The 21493-nt window shown below is 34.8% G+C and carries 13 protein-coding genes, 1 pseudogene and 1 riboswitch; all 14 genes and pseudogenes read left to right on the top strand.

From position 1 onward, the window contains the following. Window positions 1-347 precede the first annotated feature (347 nt). Entirely contained in the window at window positions 348-4322 is a 3975-nt protein-coding gene (locus tag BUB77_RS30545; protein ID WP_242962564.1) for a glycosyl hydrolase family 18 protein, read from the top strand. Window positions 4323-4608: 286 nt separating this feature from the next. Continuing rightward, on the top strand, window positions 4609-5724 hold the full coding sequence (locus BUB77_RS21685; RefSeq protein WP_073279107.1) for an alpha/beta hydrolase: 1116 nt from the start codon (window positions 4609-4611) through the stop codon (window positions 5722-5724). A gap of 354 nt (window positions 5725-6078) precedes the next feature. Next, complete coding sequence (locus BUB77_RS21680) at window positions 6079-6543, top strand: DMP19 family protein (RefSeq protein ID WP_073279105.1); 465 nt, start codon at window positions 6079-6081, stop codon at window positions 6541-6543. A gap of 239 nt (window positions 6544-6782) precedes the next feature. Continuing rightward, window positions 6783-7451 (top strand): hypothetical protein, encoded by a 669-nt coding sequence (locus BUB77_RS21675; protein WP_073279103.1) that lies wholly within the window; start codon window positions 6783-6785, stop codon window positions 7449-7451. Window positions 7452-7553: 102 nt separating this feature from the next. Then, the gene (locus BUB77_RS21670) at window positions 7554-8249 is read left to right on the top strand and encodes a hypothetical protein (RefSeq protein ID WP_073279101.1); all 696 of its coding nucleotides are present in this window, start codon (window positions 7554-7556) and stop codon (window positions 8247-8249) included. Between the two features lie 157 nt (window positions 8250-8406). Then, window positions 8407-8514: riboswitch (NiCo riboswitch) on the top strand. Between the two features lie 109 nt (window positions 8515-8623). Further along, a complete protein-coding gene (locus BUB77_RS21665) occupies window positions 8624-11146 on the top strand; it encodes a cation-translocating P-type ATPase (protein WP_073279099.1) in 2523 nt (840 codons plus the stop codon). Between the two features lie 483 nt (window positions 11147-11629). Then, window positions 11630-12091, top strand: a complete 462-nt coding sequence (locus BUB77_RS21660; protein ID WP_139241277.1) for a hypothetical protein — start codon at window positions 11630-11632, stop codon at window positions 12089-12091. A 422-nt stretch (window positions 12092-12513) separates the two neighbouring features. Beyond that, window positions 12514-12696, top strand: a pseudogene (locus tag BUB77_RS21655) (ISNCY family transposase); the annotation flags it as partial. Window positions 12697-13183: 487 nt separating this feature from the next. After that, window positions 13184-14242: a glycosyltransferase family 2 protein gene (locus BUB77_RS21650; protein ID WP_073279096.1), complete on the top strand. Its 1059-nt coding sequence runs from the start codon at window positions 13184-13186 to the stop codon at window positions 14240-14242. Between the two features lie 26 nt (window positions 14243-14268). Further along, window positions 14269-15588 (top strand): glycosyltransferase family protein, encoded by a 1320-nt coding sequence (locus tag BUB77_RS21645; protein WP_073279094.1) that lies wholly within the window; start codon window positions 14269-14271, stop codon window positions 15586-15588. Next, entirely contained in the window at window positions 15581-18187 is a 2607-nt protein-coding gene (locus BUB77_RS21640; RefSeq protein WP_073279092.1) for a glycoside hydrolase family 3 N-terminal domain-containing protein, read from the top strand. Before BUB77_RS21645 ends, BUB77_RS21640 begins: the two co-directional genes overlap by 8 nt. A 94-nt stretch (window positions 18188-18281) precedes the next feature. Beyond that, window positions 18282-19886 carry a radical SAM family protein gene (locus tag BUB77_RS21635; RefSeq protein ID WP_073279091.1) on the top strand — a complete coding sequence of 535 codons (1605 nt, stop codon included), beginning with the start codon at window positions 18282-18284 and terminating at the stop codon, window positions 19884-19886. A 47-nt stretch (window positions 19887-19933) separates the two neighbouring features. Then, a complete protein-coding gene (locus tag BUB77_RS21630) occupies window positions 19934-21001 on the top strand; it encodes a glycosyltransferase family 2 protein (protein ID WP_073279088.1) in 1068 nt (355 codons plus the stop codon). 89 nt (window positions 21002-21090) lie between these two features. Further along, the coding region (locus tag BUB77_RS21625; protein WP_139241276.1) for a helix-turn-helix domain-containing protein at window positions 21091-21493 on the top strand (403 nt) is incomplete at its 3' end.

Below are 21493 nucleotides of genomic sequence, written 5' to 3'. Positions count from 1 at the left end.
GCCTAAATTTTGGCTTACCAATCAGCTTAAAAATACGGCATTTAATGCATATGCCGTATTTTTAATACCTTCCAGAAGCAAATAGACAGCAGCATGAAGTTGAAATGCTCTCATCGTCTGACGAAAAATTAACAAATAGCATTTAGGAGGTGTTAAAGATTTATTAAAAATCGCGGAAAATTTTCTGTTAATCCGTGGAAGGAGTCGATGGACATCAACTGTATAAGAAAGCTGATTACTGCATGGAAGAATAGTTAACAAATAACATTCAGGAGGTGCTGAAAATTTATTATTGGAAGAATTCAGAGAAAAAATCTTTATCAATTTGTGAGGGGAGTCGATATGTTTTGAAGCATGTAAAAGTAAGAAAGCTGCTTGCTTTTCTCATTGTCTTTGTACTTGTTATGTCACAAATGGCAATTGCACCGGCAGCACCGGTAGCAGCGGCGGCAAGAACAGCAACAACAAGCAAGAATATTGTAGTATATTTCCCGAATTGGGGTACTTATAATGCGGCTCATAGCAGCATCACCGTAGGGCAAATTCCCTGGGACAAGGTAACAGTGGTCAACCATGCGTTTTTTGAAGTGGATTCGAGCTTCAAGCTGGCATCTACGGATAAGTTTGCGGATTTCGATAAATCTTTTACGCATTCTGAAGGCTGGGATACGAATCAGCTCAGAGGCCACATGGGTGAATACAAGTATTATAAATCCAAATATCCTAATGTAAAGGTACTTATATCGGTAGGAGGATGGACAAGAGGAAATAATTTCCACGCAATGGCTGGTTCTTCTTCCACCCGTGCGGTGTTTATAAAAAGTGTTGTGGACTTTTTAAAGCAATATCCCTTTATCGATGGAATAGACCTTGACTGGGAATTTCCTGGTATTGACAGAAAACCGGATACTAATGACCAGTATGACAAAGGGTGCCCGGGAGGACCGGAGGATAAGCAGAATTTTACAGCATTACTCCGTGAAATCCGCGAGGCGTACAAAAATAATGGATTGTCCGACAAGATGCTGACAATCGCAGCGCCGGCAGGATATGATAAGGCACAATATCAGGAACCGGATGTTTATGCCCAATACCTGGATTTTCTGAATGTTATGACCTATGATATTCATGGGGCATGGGAAACTACAACAAACCATCAGGCTGCAATATATCCGAATCCGAATGATCCATCGGACACAAGCCCTATAGATATTAAAAACAGATACAATACCGATTCTGCAATGAAGCTGTACAGAGATACCTATAATATACCTGCAAGCAAGCTCAACGTGGGTACTCCCTTCTATTCCAGAGGCTGGAAGAATGTAGTAAACAACGGCGGCAGTCTTCCGGGGTTATTTGCCAATGCTAACGGAGCGCCGATAGGTAACTGGGATAACCCGCAATCTCCGGGAGGTCAAAATTCCTACTTCAAAATGAAACAACTTGAGCAGACACCTGGTTACATAAAATACAGAGATCCTATTGCAAAGGTACCCTATCTGTATAATGCATCAGAAGGTATTATGTATACATATGAGGATGAGGAATCCCTTACTGAACGGTGTAATTATGTTTTAAACAACGGTTTTGGGGGAATGATTGTTTGGGAAATATCAGGTGATGACCCCAATGGCTTCCCTATGACGACCTTGTTAGCAGACAAACTTGCAAAGGGAGGCGGTACGCCGACAACTACGCCGACAACTACGCCGACATCTACGCCAACTATAACACCAACTGCTACACCTACACCAACCGATAGCTCATATCCTGCATGGGATAGAAGCAAGATCTATGTTGGCGGAAATATGGTTTCCTACAACGGCAAAGTATATAAAGCCAAATGGTGGACACAGGGGGAAGAACCTGGTGTTGCAGAAGTTTGGGAGTTGGTAACTGCAGCTCCAACTCCGACAACTACACCTGGACCGACGCCTACAACGACACCTAAGCCAACACAAACACCTGACCCTTCAGACGGTAAAATGGTGATCGGCTATGTCTATGGTTATCCCAGCAATGTGGATGCAACAAAGCTTACTCATGTCAACTATGCTTTCGGTTCCATCGTCAACGGACAGGTTTCTGTCAGTAACACAGGCGATTTATCTTCACTGGTGGCATTAAAATCAAGTAATCCCAATCTGAAGGTCATCCTATCCGTTGGAGGATGGGGCGGCGAAGGCTTTTCCGATGCTGCCTTAAGTGATGCTTCCCGTAATACCTTTGCAGAAAGCTGTCTTAAGGTAATTAACGACAACAGGCTGGATGGAATTGACCTTGACTGGGAGTACCCGGTAAACGGCGGATGGGGTATGATTAAGTGCCGTCCGGAGGATAAACAGAACTTTACTCTTTTACTGCAGGCAATCCGTAACAAGATCGGTTCGGAAAAAATTCTTTCCATCGCATCAGGTGCCAGCCAGGAATATGCTAATAATACTGAATTGGGTAAAATTGCCGGCATATGCGATTATATCAATATTATGACCTATGACTTTGGTGCTAATACGCATAATGCCAACCTGTACGCATCTTCAAGCTACGATTCAGGGCTAAGCTGCGACTCGGCTGTAAAAATTCATATTTCAAACGGAGTTCCTGCAAGTAAAATCAATTTAGGAGTTCCGTTCTACGGCCGTACCGGAAGTAGCTGGCCTACTTATTCAGAACTGGTTCAAAATTATATTAATAAAAACGGTTGGGTTCGCCAGTGGGATGCTCAGGCAAAAGCCTGCTATTTGACAAATCAGGGCCAGTTCCTGACCTATGAGGACGAAGAATCTATTGGATATAAGACTGCATATATCAAGTCGCAGGGTCTTGGTGGAGCTATGTTCTGGCAGTACAACCAGGATTACCAGGGAAGCCTGCTAAACAAGCTGTGGTCGGATTTGAAAGGAAGTAGTACACCAACAGCTACACCAACACCAACAGCTGCACCAACACCAACAGCTACACCAACGCCAACAGCTACACCAACAGCTACACCTACACCATCCCTTACACCAACACCAACACCAATCAATAGCTCATATCCTGCATGGGATAGAGGCAAGGTTTATTTAGGTGGAGATATGGTTTCCTATAACAGCAAAGTATATAAAGCCAAATGGTGGACACAGGGGGAAGAACCTGGTGTTGCAGAAGTTTGGGAGTTGGTAACTGCAGCTCCGACTCCGACAACTACACCTGGACCGACGCCTTCAACGACACCTAAGCCAACACAAACACCGGGAACAGGTGAGCGTATGTATGTAGGTTATACGAGTACCTGGAATACGAGTATCAATGATCTTGCACCAGCAAATATACCGAACTACTTCACCCACGTTAACCTTGCCTTTGCCAAGCCGAACACGGCGTATCAAAAAGGTTCCTATGAGTTCGACCAAGCAGTTACAGGATTTGAGTTTGCTGAAGGTGCAACAACCAACAACGGACAAAAGAAATTTACAGACCAGCAGGCACAAGAGCTCCGCAATAACATAGCAGCTTTGAAAGCTCGTGGAACTCAAGTTTGGGTTTCAATTGGAGGTTGGGCATACAGCCAGGGTAGTTCATGGTCCAATTTCAACGCAACCCGCGTGGTAGACCTTGCACTTGATTTGGGTGCTTCCGGAATTGATGTTGATTGGGAAGCAGAAGGAGCAAGTTGTAATAAACAGACAGCCGACACATTTGGTTGCTCAACAGATTCCGAAATCATAGGTATCATCACCAGCCTCTATAATGAGATTCATTCCCGTGGCGCTAATCTTGGCATATCTGTTGCAGGATGGTCAACAGGTGCATACTATGTAAAAGGATCACCGTTTGAAGAGGGTAAAGTTCAATGGGGTTCACCCTTCGGTGGTGTTATGTACCGTGTTGTAAAGGATCATGGAGACAAAATCGACCATATTAACTTGATGTCTTATGATGGTGGCGAATACTACGATCCACGCGAAGGCTACGAGTCATATCGTGCCATCTACAACGGTCCTATCAACATGGGTATGGAAATCGCACCTGAAGGTGCAGGCGGTGCTGTGTTAAAACTGAATGCAGAGCCGGGTACTGTATACGACGCAGAAATGTTGACAGGCCAAAACAACATGGCAACGAAGTATTACAATGTTGAAACTATGGTGAACTACATCAAGAACAAGGGGCGTTCGTATGACGGATTTATGATCTGGCAGATTTGGAAAGAGCGTGTTAATGCGCCGGCACCGCAAGGAGCAGCAACAGTAAACAGCGCTAGTCAATACGTTTGTAGAAACTTGCCACTCTCAGGAGATGCAAGCCAGACCGTTCCAAATCTTCCGAAATATTAAAATAAATCGGTGAACGATTCTGCAAACCGGAACAATACAAATTCGTTATATAGATCTTCAATGATAAAAAGTAATAAATGCAGGTGATATAGCTCCTTCGTTAATGGATGTGGTTGGTTGAACATTCTACTGACATTAACGAAGGGGCTTTTACTTGAATTTAATGTAAAAGTAGGCGCCAGATTGTAATATTATTTTAGGGATTAATAAACTGATATTTATAGAATATCTTACCCAAAGGATATTTGGGATATATAACTAATAACTGAAAAAAGGGAGGCTGATTATGCCAGAATACATTCCAAAACCTACTGGGGAATATCAGGTGGGTATTTATAAAATGGATATGGTTGACAATAATAGAAAAAATACCTACGATATACCTTCTGGAAACCGAAAACTTGCCATGTGGTTTTTCTATCCGGCTGTTGCTGAACCTGGTGAGAAGATGCACTATGGTATAAAAGAAGATCTAAAGAAATTAAATATACCATGGTCGAACAATTTCATAGAATGTTATGAAAACATAGCACCAGCCAGGGGCAGCTTTTCAGCTATTATTTACAGTCATGGATATGGTAGTAATTTATATATAAATACTGCATTTTGTGCTGACATGGCATCTCATGGCTTTATTGTTGTCTCTATAAGTCATCCATACGAAGCGGATACGGTTTATTATCAGGATGGAAGCGTAATTAATTTTCATAAACCCTTTGCAAAAATTGTAGACAATCTGAGCATAGTTGAAGGTATAAGGTATATAGGCTTGTTTTTAGACTTTATCTCATCGTATAAAGTCTTAGCAATGCGGCAGCAGCGTATTTTCAAGAATCATATAAGGGAAGCAAAAGACCACATCGCAACATGGGCACAGGATAATAGTTTTGTTTTGGATAAACTAATAGAGTTAAACCAAGAAAGTGATTTCTTATTAAATAAACGGTTTGACTTTACTAAAGGAGTTGGTTTAGCAGGGCATTCTTTTGGTGGATGTGCTGCGGTGGACAGTTGTTATAACGATAAGAGATTTTGTTGTGTATTGAATTTTGATGGTCAGGTTTTTGGTGCATGCAGTTTGCAGGATATAGAACGGCCATATATGAGAATAGGACAAGCTTTATCAAAATATACGGCATTAACTCCAATTGCTTACAGTACAGCGCCTGTTTATGATATAGCCTTAAAGAAGGTGACTCATATGGGTTACACTGATTGGATGTATCTGCCTCGTGACAATAAAGGGATGGTCGGCAAATTACCGAATGATATTCTATTTGAAATAACCACACAGCTTACGCAATTTTTCTTCAATAAACACTTGTGCGGAAAAGAGAATGCTGTTTTCCCTGAAATTAGCAGAAAATATGGTAATGTTGAAGTATTGAATTGCTATAAATAATGGATAATTGATATAGGTTTAAAGTGCACTCATTTGTTAATGGGTGTATTTATGCTTGGCGGAAGAGTGATGCCTATAGTACTATTCAATAAAAACTATATTTAACCATTTTCGACAACTTTCTTGACTTTAAATGGAACAAAATGTATAATGAATCCGAAATTTAATAGAAGGTAATCAAGTGGATAATAAAAATTTTGGAGGTTAAATGCTGAAACAACTATTTGATGCTTTATATAATGATAAAACTGAAGCGGAGAAAAAATATTTCTTATGCACTAGGGCAGAGTAATTTCATCACACTGATAGACTGCGAAATCGTGTGGCGGGTTCTATAGAAAGGCGTTTAAGGCTATGAACATAGAAGGAATTATAAGTATTAGTGACGATATGGAATTTATTAATCAATTGGTGGACTATATATTGAACAAAACTGATAACAATGAAGGTTTATCAAAAGGTGAAAGATTTATAGACTTATATATTCGCTTTTTAGCTGCAAAGGATATGGATGGGTTTGGTGACTTGTTCTATCAAGAGTATTCTTTAAAAGAATGTGAAGACATAATTTATTGGTTTAATGAATTGGGTTTAGTGGAAGCATCAAAAAACTTTAAAAGAGCATTAGAAATATATTGCCATGGGAAAAAAGATATATCAGATGAAGAATTCAAAGAATTGGATCCGTTTGCCCTTGAGGAATGCCAGGGTAAAGAATTTGATGCGATAGGGGAATTTTTTGAAGATGAGGTATGTGGATTGTATGGATGTGAAGATGTAATAAGAAAATGGATAATTGACAATAGAAATCTATTTTAATATAGAAGAAAACTTAAGGGGCTGAAATCGTGTCAGCTTTCGAGCATGCAGGTGGGTGCGATTTTCAACTTGGATGATGATAATGACCCGATATTTGTTCTACTGTAAAGTTCTCACTGTTCCATACTAACGGCAAAGGAAATGTATGATAGGGCCGATGGGGATTATATGCTTTACGAGGTAAGAAGTCAAATATGAGGATGAACAGAAATACGTTACTATTAGGGAGGACTGTTGCTATGGAAATATTAAATTACACTCAATTACCAAATCCAGAAAAACTGAAGGAAATCTTAATTTCTCAGGCGGCACTAGATTCAATTATGGTTGATAAAGAAGAATCGTGGTTACGTGTAATCAACTTTTACAAAAACTATTCAGAAGATATTGACATGGTTAAAATAGATAATGGTGCAGGCGATCATATGTTTTTCTTATTTTCGAATTATGGTACAATTATTAAGGGATTTGACCATGAGTCTATATTATCGCCATATGCTAATGATGATGAAGAAATCGCAAAGGGTATCTATGACTTTGTACCAAAAGAGTTAATGAATTTGTTAGATGAGAGTATAGAACGAGATGATGTTACATTTTGCATTTGGAGAAGTAAAACGGATTTGCTTTGGAAAAAAAGTGAAGTTATAATTCCTGCAGATTATCAAGATGGAGATGATGGAGAAGGGTTTTTACTAGGACTAATACTTACTAGTGCAGATTCATGGGTTGCCTGGGCAAGAGACTATTATGAAGAACAAGGTGAAAGAATCCAATTGGATTATGTGAAAAAAGTATATAAGCACGAAGGTATTACGAAAGACTTAATCGAAAAGATTAATCCAGACAGAGATACGGAGGCTGTAATAAAAGAATTAGAAGAGATTGGATTTATAAAAGAAATATAATTATTAATGAGCTTTCCGGTTGTATTTTGTGCTGCAGCAGCATAAAAAACAGATAAAGATAGAAACGGTTCTTTAATGGATAATTTATAAAGAGGTCATTGAATGGAAAATATAGATTTACATATGGGAGAGTTTGTCGTTTGGCATGAATGTACATATCGTGTACAAACATATTTGAATACGAACGAATATGAATTATATGATGTGGGCGATATACATTGTACAAAGCCGATTCAACGAATTTCAACAGATAATGTAAGTGATTCTTTCTCGCGAGTAGCTTTTTGTCAATATAGAAGCATTGAATATCCAGCATTCTATATTAAAGATGATAAATGTTATTATAAGAGGAACATTAATCATTCTAATGATAAAATGTGTTGTGTATCTATTTACGATATGGATGAAATATGGGTAAGAATAAATAGAAGAAAGAAATCAACGATAGATACAGTTTATATAAATTCAAAATATAAAAATAATAAGCCAAGTTGCAAAAAGTATTCGGTAGAAGAAATGGCAAACGGAAATTATATGACCTCACATTTAGAAGAAGTGAAAGACCTAAATCAAACAATTGAAGACCTAAATAAATTATATGGAGATCGTATCAAGTTTCAAACGCCAGTCCTGGAGATGTTGATTATGGATTATTATATCTGTACGTTTTTCATTGATGATACTTCATTTTGTTTAGACTGTGACTATGGTATCAATACTATTTCTGTAGATAATGAAGAAGGAAATCCTTATATTTTTGAGATGGTGGATCATTTTAATAGAACCGGCGGGGTCTAATTGAAAGAGCAAAAAAGGAAGATTATGTTCGGATTTTAAAAACTGAGTCTTCCGCCAATAAGTTATAATTTATATTGACATAAAATACTGCAACGCATATAATACAGAGTAATCTCTTTGCACTGCATTACATTCTATAATAAGGAATGCAAGATCAACAGTACAAACTGAGCAGGCGATAGACCTTATAATTAAGGGTTTGTGGGGCCGGGCCATGAAACGTGTGGCAACAGATTGCATTTAAATACGCATCTGTGGGACAGTAGTATGTTCCATAGGTGTTTTTTTTATATCATGGAACAGCGAAAAGACCTTGAATGGAGTGCCATAGGAGAAATCAAACGCCGCCAAAAGGCGAAAACGGAGGTTCTTTTATGACAGACGAAAAGAAAAATATGGCGGGATTAACTACCGCCGAGGCAAAGCAATTGCAGCAGCAATTTGGAAAAAATGAACTGATACCGCAGAAAACGGAGAGTTTTTTTAATAAAGCACTTCATATTATCTGTGAGCCAATGTTTCTTTTACTGATTGTAGCTGCAATCATTTATTTTATCCTCGGTGAACCACGGGATGGTGCAATCATGCTGATATTTGTTATCAGCATTATCAGTATCGATGTTATTCAGGAGTGGAAAACAGATAAGACCTTAAGTGCACTCAAAGATTTGTCCGCCCCTAACATTACAGTTATCCGCAACGGAAAAGAAATGGTAATTGCCAGTGTAGATCTTGTACCTGGCGATTTAATGATGGTTTATGAGGGAGTGAAAATCCCTGCTGATGGTGCTGTAGTCAAGTGCAATGATCTTTGCGTAGATGAATCATCGCTTACCGGTGAGGCTGAGGGAGTCTGGAAAGTAGCGACGGATAATGTAGAGTTATCCGACGATTACTGGCGAAAGGATTATTGTTATGCTGGTACACTGGTAACACAAGGTATCGGTATAATTAACGTTGATAAGATCGGAGCGGCAACCGAGTATGGGAAAATCGGAGTAAACGTAGCGGCTGCGTTGGATGAGCCGACACCTTTGCAGAAACAAACCGGCAGGCTGGTAAAAACCTGTGCTGGGATTGCAGGAGTATTGTTTGTACTGGTGGGGGTGGTTACCTATTTTAACCTGCCTGACCATACGCTCGGAGCCCGCTTGATTGAAAGCATTCTCTCAGGTATTACTCTTGCAATGGCAATGATTCCGGAAGAATTTCCTGTTATCATGACCGTGTTTCTTTCTATGGGGGCATGGCGGCTTGCTAAGGAGCAATCACTTGTCCGCAAGCTGCCATCTGTTGAAACACTTGGCTCGGTGTCGATATTATGTGTCGATAAAACAGGTACGATCACGATGAACCAAATGACGGTACAGTATACTTGGGCATTCGATGGTGATGAACATGCGCTGCTGGAAACAATGGGATTTGGTTGTGAAACAGATGCATATGACCCGATGGAAAAGGCGATGCTGGCTTGCTGCGATAGTCATGGAATCTCAAAAGCACATCTATTCAGCGGTGAGTTAGTTATGGAATATGCGTTTACCAATGAATTAAAAATGATGGGGCATGTATGGCGCAAGAATGGAAAGCTCGTAATTGCTGCTAAAGGTTCACCGGAGCAGATTTTAACAATATGCAGTCTGTCAGATCAGGAAAAAGAAATCGCAATGCGTAAAGTTACTGAAATGTCCAAAGAAGGACTACGTGTGATTGCAGTGGCTACAGCTGTGCCTGCGACAGAGCTGGAAATTCCTGCAACTATAACTGAGTGTAGTCTAAGTCTGTGCGGCCTAATCGGTCTTGCCGACCCTCCACGCGAGAGTGTCAAAGCAGATATTGCAATATGCCGCAAAGCTGGCATCCGTGTCGTTATGATTACAGGCGATAATGGGATAACTGCATCTTCCATTGCAAAAAAAATCGGTATGGAGCATAGTGATAATATAATCACCGGCGATATGCTCAATGAAATGTCGGATAAAGAATTGAAAAAGGCGGTAAAAGATGTATCTATCTTCTCTCGAGTGATTCCCGAACATAAGATGCGAATAGTCAAAGCATTCAAGGAAAACAGCGAAATTGTAGCCATGACTGGCGATGGTGTGAATGATGCACCGGCTCTAAAGTATGCCGACATTGGTATCGCTATGGGTAAGCGTGGCAGTGAGGTATCCCGAGAGGCTGCCGACCTCATCCTAATGGATGATAACTTTACTACAATAGTTGAAACGGTTAAAGACGGAAGAAGGATTTATGATAATATTCGCAAGGCTTTCGGATATGTCTTTACAATCCATATCCCCATAGCCTTTGCATCACTAATAGCCCCTATTCTCGGTGTTGCGCCGTCAGCCCTGATGCTGTTACCGTTGCACGTCGTTTTACTGGAACTGCTGATTGACCCGACCTGTTCCATCATATTGGAGCGTCAGCCGGCTGAAACCGACATAATGGAACGCAAACCTCGAGATCCAAAAGAAAAGCTTCTGAGCATGCGTACCATGCTAAAAAGCATTCTCCAGGGGATTACAATTTTTACCGCGTCTTTTGGTACCTATTTCACCGTTCTCGCCAGCAATCCGGTTAATGCTCCTGTTGCTCGTGCAATGGGGCTCACTATAGTCATGCTATCTAACCTGCTTTTAGTTCAGGTTAACAGCTCTGATAAGGATTTTGCTTACCAGTCGTTTTCCCGCCTATCAAAAGATCCGGTCATGTGGATTTCCAATATCGGAACAATGCTAATGCTTGTTATAATACTCTATACCCCTCTCTCAGGTCTACTGAAACTGGCACCACTTTCAGCAGGGCAGTTTTTCTGCTCGATGGGTATTGCAGCGTTGGCAGTGCTTTGGTATGAACTTGTAAAATTATTCAATAGGCTCAGCAAAAGGTAATTTGTATATATCTTTTTACACCAATATTTAGAAGAAAGGCAGCATATTGAGAGTAACTTTTAAAGACGGACACTAGGTAAGGCAAGGACAAAAAAGGTACATTTTAGTTTTGAAAATGTGCCTTTTTTGAGATTTGATTTTAGGACAGATAAAATCGAAAAAAGACAGGAAAATCATTAGATAGTTCACTATAATTGTACTGTGAGTAAAGGTTTACCTGTTTTAACATTTGGCATTGTTGGCCCCCTATTTGTTCAATAATCTGCGGTTATGATGAAAACGTTGAGGTATTAATTGGGTGGTCGCAATTCACAGATGAGCCCAAAGAAGATATTCCTACGGATTTGGTAACTTCGGAAAATTATTTTTCGAAGAAAAACGGTCTTGATCGTTCGGAAGCATTAATTTTTTTGAAAAGAAAAGATACCAGATATCGCAGAAAGTATACGATTATCAATTCTAAATATACCTGTTTGGGCCTCATTGACACCCAATAATAATGTATATTTTGGAAAAAATGCTTTTGAACAATTGGCTGATTCATTATTGTGTGACGAGTATTTTAAAAATGAAGATATGTTGGCTGGCCCTTTAGATACCTATGGTAGTTGTGTGGTTTCTGTTGGTACCAATATATATTATATTCAAGAATATCTTAACCATGCTTTAGGGTATTGCCCTGATATGCAAATTATGATTGAAAGCCTTAAACAGGCTTATAAAAAAGAAGATGAGGCACTTCAAAGACTTGTTGAATTTCAGGGGGGTTATTTCTTTGATGCAAACCGTAAAGCACTTTTAAACAAAGATTTCCGTGTTGAACTGGCCGGACTTGTTAGAAAAGTTGGGCAATGTTATAATGATGCTGTGTTCTTAGCTTCACATTTTGAAATAAAAACTTCCGACAAGGCCTATTTGACCGCTCAAGGCACGTTGAGACGATAATAATGATGACGAAATGTGGTCAAGGCAAGAAATAGAGGGGTGACAACAAGATATTGTAGTTTTGGGGCTGAAAATAGGCAAAAATTGAGGTGAAAAGTGCAGGGTTGTTGAAGGGATATGATACCCAAATAACAAATTCATAAATGAAAATTCAAAGGCATTAGGACACTAAATCTTGATGTCTTTGTTTTTATATAGACCAAAATCAAGTGTCTTTCGGTCAAAAATTAAATACTCAAGCTATGTCAATGTTTAAAATGACAAATTTACTTAGGATAAACGTATCAATTAAAAACAAAATAAGAGGCCTCTAAAATCAATAAAAAGGTCTCCCATTTTTTGATTTTATTTAGGCATTTACGAAACGCCAGAACCCGCATAAATACGGCCTTTTTTCTGTTGCAAAAAGTATAACTCATCACCGATTTATGGACTTTCTCCCGGACTTACAATCGCTATTTGATTCTCTGGTTGATATCACCGAACCGATATGCCAAGACATTGATAAAGAACTCGCTTCCATGACCATTTTTGATACCTCAGGCATCGAAGCCTTTGTTACTGAAAACAGCCCCAAGTTTGCCAACTGCATCATATATATGTTAGCTGAAAGCCTATGTCATGGCCATGGGATTTAATAAATCCTATTTTTAATACGTTCTGAATGAGCGGCGTAGAGATAGTATTTATCGCCAATCTTGTTGATGTAAGTCCCTTTTTCTTTAAATTTCATAACCCAATCCGGATAACTGTTCAACCCAATCCCTCCATGATTAAGTATTACATACTAGGTAATACAATTATGCCATAAAGAAGATTCAAAAGCAGCTGATTATTGAAAGTGAATATATTGGCTGGAAATTGATTTGTTTATTCTACAAATTCACTAAACATATATTGACAAAATATGAAAATAATGTAATAATTAGTCATGAAAGCGATTTCATATATGCGCTGATATATTTATTTTAACAATACGTACAGTTCCGTAACGGTATGTTAGAAACCCTTGGGTTGTTTTTCAATTGGGTATGTACTGTACTAGACTTAGAAATTCCTAGAACTTATATATTATTAAAAGAGGAGATTTATATGATGAAAGTGTCAGCTTCTGTTATTATTCCGACTTATAACAAGTCACAATATTTAGATTATACACTTGCGGGATATTTGAATCAAAGCGTTAAAGATTATGAATTAATTATTATTAATGATGGATCAGATGATATTACAGATGAAATAGTTAAAAAATATATTAATAAATTACCTATACAATATTGTGTAAAAAAGAATGGAGGAATTTCAGAATCTAGAAATAAAGGATTAAGTTTGGCACAAAGCGATATCATTATTTTCACAGATGATGATAGGATACCGTCACCTGATTTTATAGAAAATATTATCACCACAATATGTAATTCTCCGAAAACAGTTGTAGTTGGTCAAAAAGAAGAGATATATACCATATATTCTGAAAAAATTGTTGTAAGTGGTACTAATATAAATGAAAGTATTCGAGGACAAGAGATAATTCAAAACTGGAAAATGGTAAATAAAGGGATAGGACTGATGGTAAGTATGCCATTTACTACTACAAAAGACATAACATCTGATTTTAATAAAACGATAAATAGATTATATTTTAGAACAGCTAAAGATAATTATCGGTATGTAATAGATCGGTATGGAAATAAATTACTTGATTTTAATTTTGGGTGGGTTATGGCTACAGGAGGGAACACTTCATTTAATAGAAAATATGTTCCTGAAATACAATTTGATACTTCTTTTGTAAAATGGGGAGTTGAAGATATTGAGTTTGCTTATCGTCTTAATATAAATGGGTATAAATTTATACATAGTGATGAGGTCATTAATTATCATCAACGGCATGCAAATGGAGGGGATAGGCATCAGACATTAACAAATAATTTAGCCATTTTTGCTACAAAGTATCCGAATTTGGATGTATATCTTTACTGGCAAAGATTTCAAGGAAGAAAATGGAAAGCTGATTTTAATTACATACGCTGTAACGAAACGTATCAATATTTGAATGGTTTGTCTTTTGAACATCCACTTTGGATTTATCAAAATCATCTATTAAAGCAATGGGAAGAATCACAAAAAGCGATTATCAATAGTAGATAGCATTTATTATGAGGAGGATTATTTTCATGAAATCGATACAATCATTTATTGAAGATTCACTCATTGATTTATCTAAATATGTGTTAAAAATTGGAATTGAATATAATATTGATGATCCTGTGATAGTTTATGGTTTTAGTGATGGTATTAATTTAGTGCATAGAATTGCAGAATCATTATATGAATACTTAATAAATCAAAAAGTTAGATTTGATTTTCTTAAAAAATATATACTATCACTTCGAAGAAGATACAATGAAGTTATTATTATTGGAATGTTATCAGCAGCATATTCTAGTGAATCAAAGCGTTTAATTAATAATATTAAAGATAAAACAAGTATAGGTATAATTGTTCCGGCGCATAAAGAGCAGGAAAGAATGCATGAGTTTGGTAAAAATAATCCAAATGGTCAAAATGCTTTTTTAGCTAAAGTTATGCAATATTATTGGATTTTTTCGGATAATCCGTTTATAAAATCCGAATTACTATTTATAGATGATGCTGATAGAACAAATATTGGAGATGAATTAGAAAAGTATTGGGTAAAAGTTAAAGATAAAGTTAATTTACAAAAGAATATGAATTTAAATATTATAAAACTATTGGATTATAAAGATAATAATCTGAAAGCAGATAATTATATTTTGGAAAAATTGAGAAAAAGGTCATTTACAACAAAAAAGGGAGGAAGTATTTTATTTGGACTAAATTATTTTTTGAATTTGAAATATGACTATGCAGCATATTTTGATTTTGATTTAACACACCCAATAGAACATATAGGTATAATGCTAAATATCATAAAGGAATCAAGTGATATAGGAATGGTTATTAATTCACGTAGAAAAAAAGATTCATTTGGGTATTTACCTAAAAATGGTCAAAATTTAACTTCATCATTGTTCCAGATGGTTTATAGGGATATGTTAAACACTAATCTTACAGATATAAATGTTGGTTGTAAACTACTAAGTTTACTAGCATTTAGTAGTTATTATAAAGAATTAGATGATTTTGAATTATCCTTTGATGCAGAATTATTTATGCTATGTAAGAAATATAATTACTCTATTATAGAAATTGGAGGGTGTTTTTATCATAAATACATAGATGGTAAACAAGGGGTTGCGAGAGATTATGGAGATATGTTGGATAATATTTATAATAATATTTTAAAACATAACATTGTAACACATGATAAGAATTTTACATTATACAACATGATAAAAAAAGAACAAGGATTTTATTATATGGTAGATTTTTTGGAAAAATCAAGAAGGACTAAAGAAAATGATGAGAAACTAATACTGAGGTTGAAAAAGGAGAGTGAAGTAGATGGATGAACAACGCAATGATATAGAGAATTTTATTAATGAATGGATATCAGATTATGAGTGCAATTGTTCTTTAGTAAACCATGGATCTGAAAAATATGTTACATTATTAAATAATATGATGATTGATTTACGTGATTTTAAGTCCTGTGATGGGTTTATTGATATGCACATACATTCAAAATATAGTGACGGAGAATTTAATACAGATAATTTAGTTTTTGGAGCGTACTTCTTAGGATTAAGAGCTATAAGTATAACAGATCATTTATCATTTAAGGCATATCAAAATATTGAAAAATATAATAATTTAGATTTATTAATTTATCCGGGAACAGAAATAATAACAGAGTTATGTGGACAAAAGTATCATGTTTTAGCCTATGGAGAATCTTTATTAAGCGAAGAGTTTAATAGAGAATTACAAAAGCTACAGTATAACTGGAATTTAAGATTTTATCATATGATAGATAAATTAAATCAGATGTTCGGTTTTAAAATTGACTCGTCAAAATTAGAAAAATATATTAGAAATGAAACATTTGACGTAGATGATTTATTAAATATGCTAATTCAAGAAGGTTATTGTAATGAAGATAAAAATACTATTTTGGATAGTTATTTTGATAATAAAACCGAATCTAAATCTAGCGTTTATATAAATTCAGCAAATAACAATAAGTATTTGCCAAATACTTTAGATTTAATTAGCTTAATAAAAAAATATCAAGGATATCCAGTGCTTGCTCATTGTAAGATTAATAATAGAAATGTTAATGATATTAAAAGTATGATTACGAATGGATTATATGGTATAGAATTGTATCATCCATATTTAACCATCAATGATAGAAAAAAAATATTTACATTTGGTATAAAACACGGTCTTAAGTTTTGGGGTGGTAGTGATTATCATGGAAATAAAAAAGAAAATAAGTTAGGTATCGGTAGCTGTGAGAATAGATTAAATATTCCATTTGCATTATATGCAAAATCAGTTTTAAAAATAGAGCAAGTTATTATTTCTCTTGGGAAAATAAAGATAAAGAATTTATCATTAATAGAAAAAATTGCTTTGATAATGAAACCAGGTTATGATTTGATTTCCTTTGATAGTTATTCGATAAAAGCAATGAAAGAAAAAAATACATATTATAGTAAAATTAATAAAGACATTGTATCAAACGAAGAGGAATTAATCAATTATACGAAATGTTGTATCAATGCAAATTGTCATCCTATTGTTATCAATATTAATCAAGAGGGTGGTAGATTAAATACCATTGATTGGAAGGCAGATTATTTATTTAATGGAAATTATGTATGGGGAAAGATTTATAAATCTGAACAGGTAAAAGTAGCATTCAAGCTTTTGGCACAGGAATTGGCAGCATTAGGAATAACATGGAACTTTGCTCCTGTTTGTGATGTTTTAATGACTGATAATAGCTCATTAGGGGTTAGATGTTTTAGTGATAGTGAAGAAGCTGTGGAGGCAAGTATTATAAATTTTATTATGATATCACAAAAAAATGGAGTGGCTGCTACGGCAAAGCATTTTCCTGGTATAGGTTGCACAAGTGTTGATGTACATACAGGGATACCGATTATAAAGAATATTGATAAAAGTCATCTTAATGTTTTTATGGCAGCTATAAATGCAGGTGTAGAATCTATAATGATAGCCAATCTAATTGTTTCTGATCTTGATAAAAATACGCCTGCATTTATGTCATATAATATTGTTACGAATTTACTTCGCAATGAATTAAAATATAAAGGCATTATTGTAACGGATAATATTACGATGCCAATTATAAAAGAGCATTATCCTAAAATTCAAGAAGTAGCAGTTAATAGTTTCTTGGCAGGAGCTGATATCATCTTATATGATCCTGATTTTTCGCAAGAAAGTTATGGAAAGAAATCACCTGAAGAAAAAATAGAGGATTTCGTTAATATTCGAGAAAGAGTTTTTAATGCTTTATATCAGGCTGTTATATCAGGAAGAATAAGTGAAGAGAGATTAAATGAATCTGTTGAGAGAATTATCAATTTTTATAACAAATATGGAATATATAATAGCGATGATTTAAATGTTGAGAAGCTAGAAAAAATACGTGAAAAATCAAAAAAAAACATATCTGTAATAGCAAAATCAGCAACAAATGTAACGTATAATCATAATATTATTCCAATAAATAAAAAGTTTCTAAATCATGATGTATTGTTTGTGGTTTATGATATTCCATTTGGTTATCGTGCAGATAGTGAATGGAAACAGAAAATAGATTTTCATAATTTAATAGGTAATCACTACGGAACGATAAACGAAGTGCACGTTAGTAGTAAAGAACAGTTGAATGAAAAGATATTAACTGAATATCAAATAGTAGTTTTTGTTACATATTATTCTAATTTTTATGTTGAACAGATAAATATCTTAAAAAAGATTATAAATAATAAAAGTAAAATAATAATTATTGGCACAGGAGATGAAAGTGAACTGTCAATGATAAAAGATTTGGGTGTAGATGCTTATATAAGCGCCAATAATAGGCATCCTTCCACTATGTTAGAAGCTTTTCGCCTAATATGTAGAGTATAAAATTTTTAATTAAGATTAAGTAATCATTTAGGAGCAATGGAAGAATTCATTAGTGGTCAAATATTCTAAAGAATATAAATTGGAGGGATTTACAATGCTTGATGTGACAGAAGAGGAAATAAAAAGATTAATATTATCAATGGATTATAATATTAATCATGAGCAGGAGAGGGATTTAAGAATTTCATATCTAGAACTTAAAAAATTACAATATCAACATTTTCCATTTGAAGAAATTAATGAAATCTATAATCTAAACCTAAAGAAATATTACAATCCATATTTGTCATTGGCTTTTATATATTTATGTATGAATCAGGAAGATTGTAATATATGTCTGCTCCTAAAATACTTTATTAAAAATAAAATCTTAAATTTTAAAAGCGGAAAGCGTATTCCTTATTTAAATACTAAATATGAAATTTATTTAAAATATAAACAGAAATTCCATCTATCTAATACAGAATTAAGAATAGTAGATTTTGCTATAAGGTTAGGGTTGAATTACCCTGGAATTATAGGCTCTCCCATGAATGAATATGCATTTAAAGAGAATGTACTTTCCAATCCTAATCTTGTTAATAATCTAAAAGAGATTGTGGCAAATCAAATTATTACAGATCGTGGGAGTATAAATTCGAACTATATGATTTCGCAAATGAAAGGCGGTATGTCAATTGATTTAGTAATTGGATGCCCGATGGGATGTATATATTGCTATAGGCGAGACGATTTTGGAGATATATATGATAAAAGATGGCAGCCAAACTTTATTATTAGTCCAAGTGAAGGGATTCATAGATTATTGAATCATCCTTGGTTTACACCGCATATTACTCCATTAGGAATACATATGTCTACGACAGAAGCATTTTTACCTTCAATTTGGCCAAGCACATATAAAATACTTAAATCGTTAGATGAGTTAAAGTTGACCAATAGAGTTACTATTATAACGAAATACGTTTTAGAAGAAGAAAAATTGGCATTGCTTAATGAGTTTCAATATTTAGATATTGATATATGTGTTTGTTACTCAGGATTGCCACAGGTTATTGAACCAACCAGCAGTAAGGAAAGATTACGCTTGCTGGCAAATATATCTCATTATAGTAATTTAACTGGAATTGGTTATTACCGGCCAATTATTGAAGGATACAATACTTCCGAAGATATTATTTATCAAACATTTCAGTTATTTAAAGAAACTGGTGTACGTGTTATAGTCATAGGTGGACTTAAGTTCTCTGATGAGCATAAAAAGTATTTTTGTAATAAAAATATAGAATTGCCTACAAATGAATTTGTTGAAGGGCGTAAATATTTGAGTGAATCAACAATAGATAAAATGCGGCGAATATTTAATGAAGTATTTGATAAAGAGGACAATTGTAAATTGTTAAAACATTCTTCATGTGCTCGTGTAGTTGCTAGAGAGGGGTGCATTACAGATTATAATGGACAATTTTATATTAATCATAATTTTGGCTGTACGGATGACTGTAAGAATCAAAAAAGTTGTAAAAGTCCAATTATTCCTAATGAAGAACAAATAAATAGTATATTAATTAGATTATTTAGGGGAAAGATAGAATATGAAATTAAAGATAATATGCTGCTTATCCATAAAGAATTATCAAGATATGAAAAGACCTTTTTAACCCATAATCTATTAATACCAGTACAATCAGATATATAAAATAATGCAGGAGGATATGTTGTATTTTAAACAATATAACAGGTAAAATGAAAAATCTCTTAAGTGTTATAATAACTGCATATAATTGCGAAAATACACTTATTAAATGTCTAGATTCGATTATTCTACAGACATTAAAGGAAATAGAAATTGTTATTATTGATGATGGTTCAATAGATAATACGAGTAAAATTTGTGATTCTTATGCAACTAAGGATAAAAGAATTTTAGTTTACCATCAGCAGAACATGGGTCTCCCATTAGCAAGAGAAAAAGGTGTTAGATTAGCCAGTGGTAAATATTTAAGTTTTGTTGATTGCGATGATTGGTGTGAAGAGAGAATGTTCGAATTAATGACTTGTTATGCAGAAAGAGAAAAAGCAGATGCCGTTTTTTGTACTGCATTTCAACATAAAGCAAATGGTATCTCAAAAATAAATAATTTTAATATGAAAAAAGGATTATATAAAAAAGATAGTATTTATGATTGCTATTATCTACGTCTTTTTGGAAAGCTTCATTCTGATCCGTTTAAAATAGCAGGGTACTTGTGGGGGGCAATATTTAAAAAAGAACTTTTTGATCAGGTTGCTTTTTATAGAGATATATATTTACATGAAGATGAAGTTACAATGCTTCAGATTTTACAATATGTAAATAGTATATTTATAATAGAAGATGCTTTGTATCATTATAATCGACTTAATGAAAATACATTAAGTAATAAAAAAGGATATTGGGTGAGATACTGGGATGATATGTTAGTCGAATTTAATTATAAATTACAAATAGCTACAAAATTTAAGCTGTCTGAAGAAGATTATTTAAAGAGATTAACTACATATTTATATAAAAATTATTTGCGTTCTATTAAAAATGAAACATATTATGATAATTCAGCAGGTTTTTTTGGAGGAATAATTAATACGTACAATTTGAAATCGATTTATATTCTAAAAAAGTATAAAAAGTTTCTTATTATAACTGATTTCCTTTTATATGAAAGAATATTACTGTGTCTTTGCAATATAAAATTGAATTTTATAGTATATGTTTATTATTCTATAAAATATAAAAGGATGAGACATTATTATAATGATAGAAAGTCAAGATAATGGGGAACCTAGTACAATGTTTTTAAAATAACTGGTATAAAATGGCTTTTTGTGCTATACTTGTACCATAAACATTGGAGGTGCAAGTTATGGCAAGACCATCAAAATATTCCTGTATCAATCTCAATGCCGATGAAGTCAGCAGATTGACTAATATAACAAGCTCAAGAACAGAAATGGTGCGCACTGTTCAAAGGGCAAAGATTATACTACTTACAGCAGAAGGTATTTCAGTTACTGCCATAGCAGATAAGCTTGACCTCAACCGTAAGTCGGTTGAACTATGCCTCGACAAATATCTTGAATCAGGCTTGGAGACTGCGCTTAGTGACAATCCGGGTCGCGGCAGAAAGTCTGTCATAATGGACGATGACAAGTCATATGTTCAGGATATTGCATGCCAAAGCCCAAAAGAGCTCGGATATGCCCAGGAACTCTGGACACAGCGCAAGCTGGTCGAGCATATACAAAAGCACTGTGAAGAGGCAGGTC

Source organism: Anaerocolumna jejuensis DSM 15929 (assembly GCF_900142215.1).
GTDB lineage: Bacteria > Bacillota > Clostridia > Lachnospirales > Lachnospiraceae > Anaerocolumna > Anaerocolumna jejuensis.
This window is presented reverse-complemented; position numbering and strand designations above follow the sequence as displayed.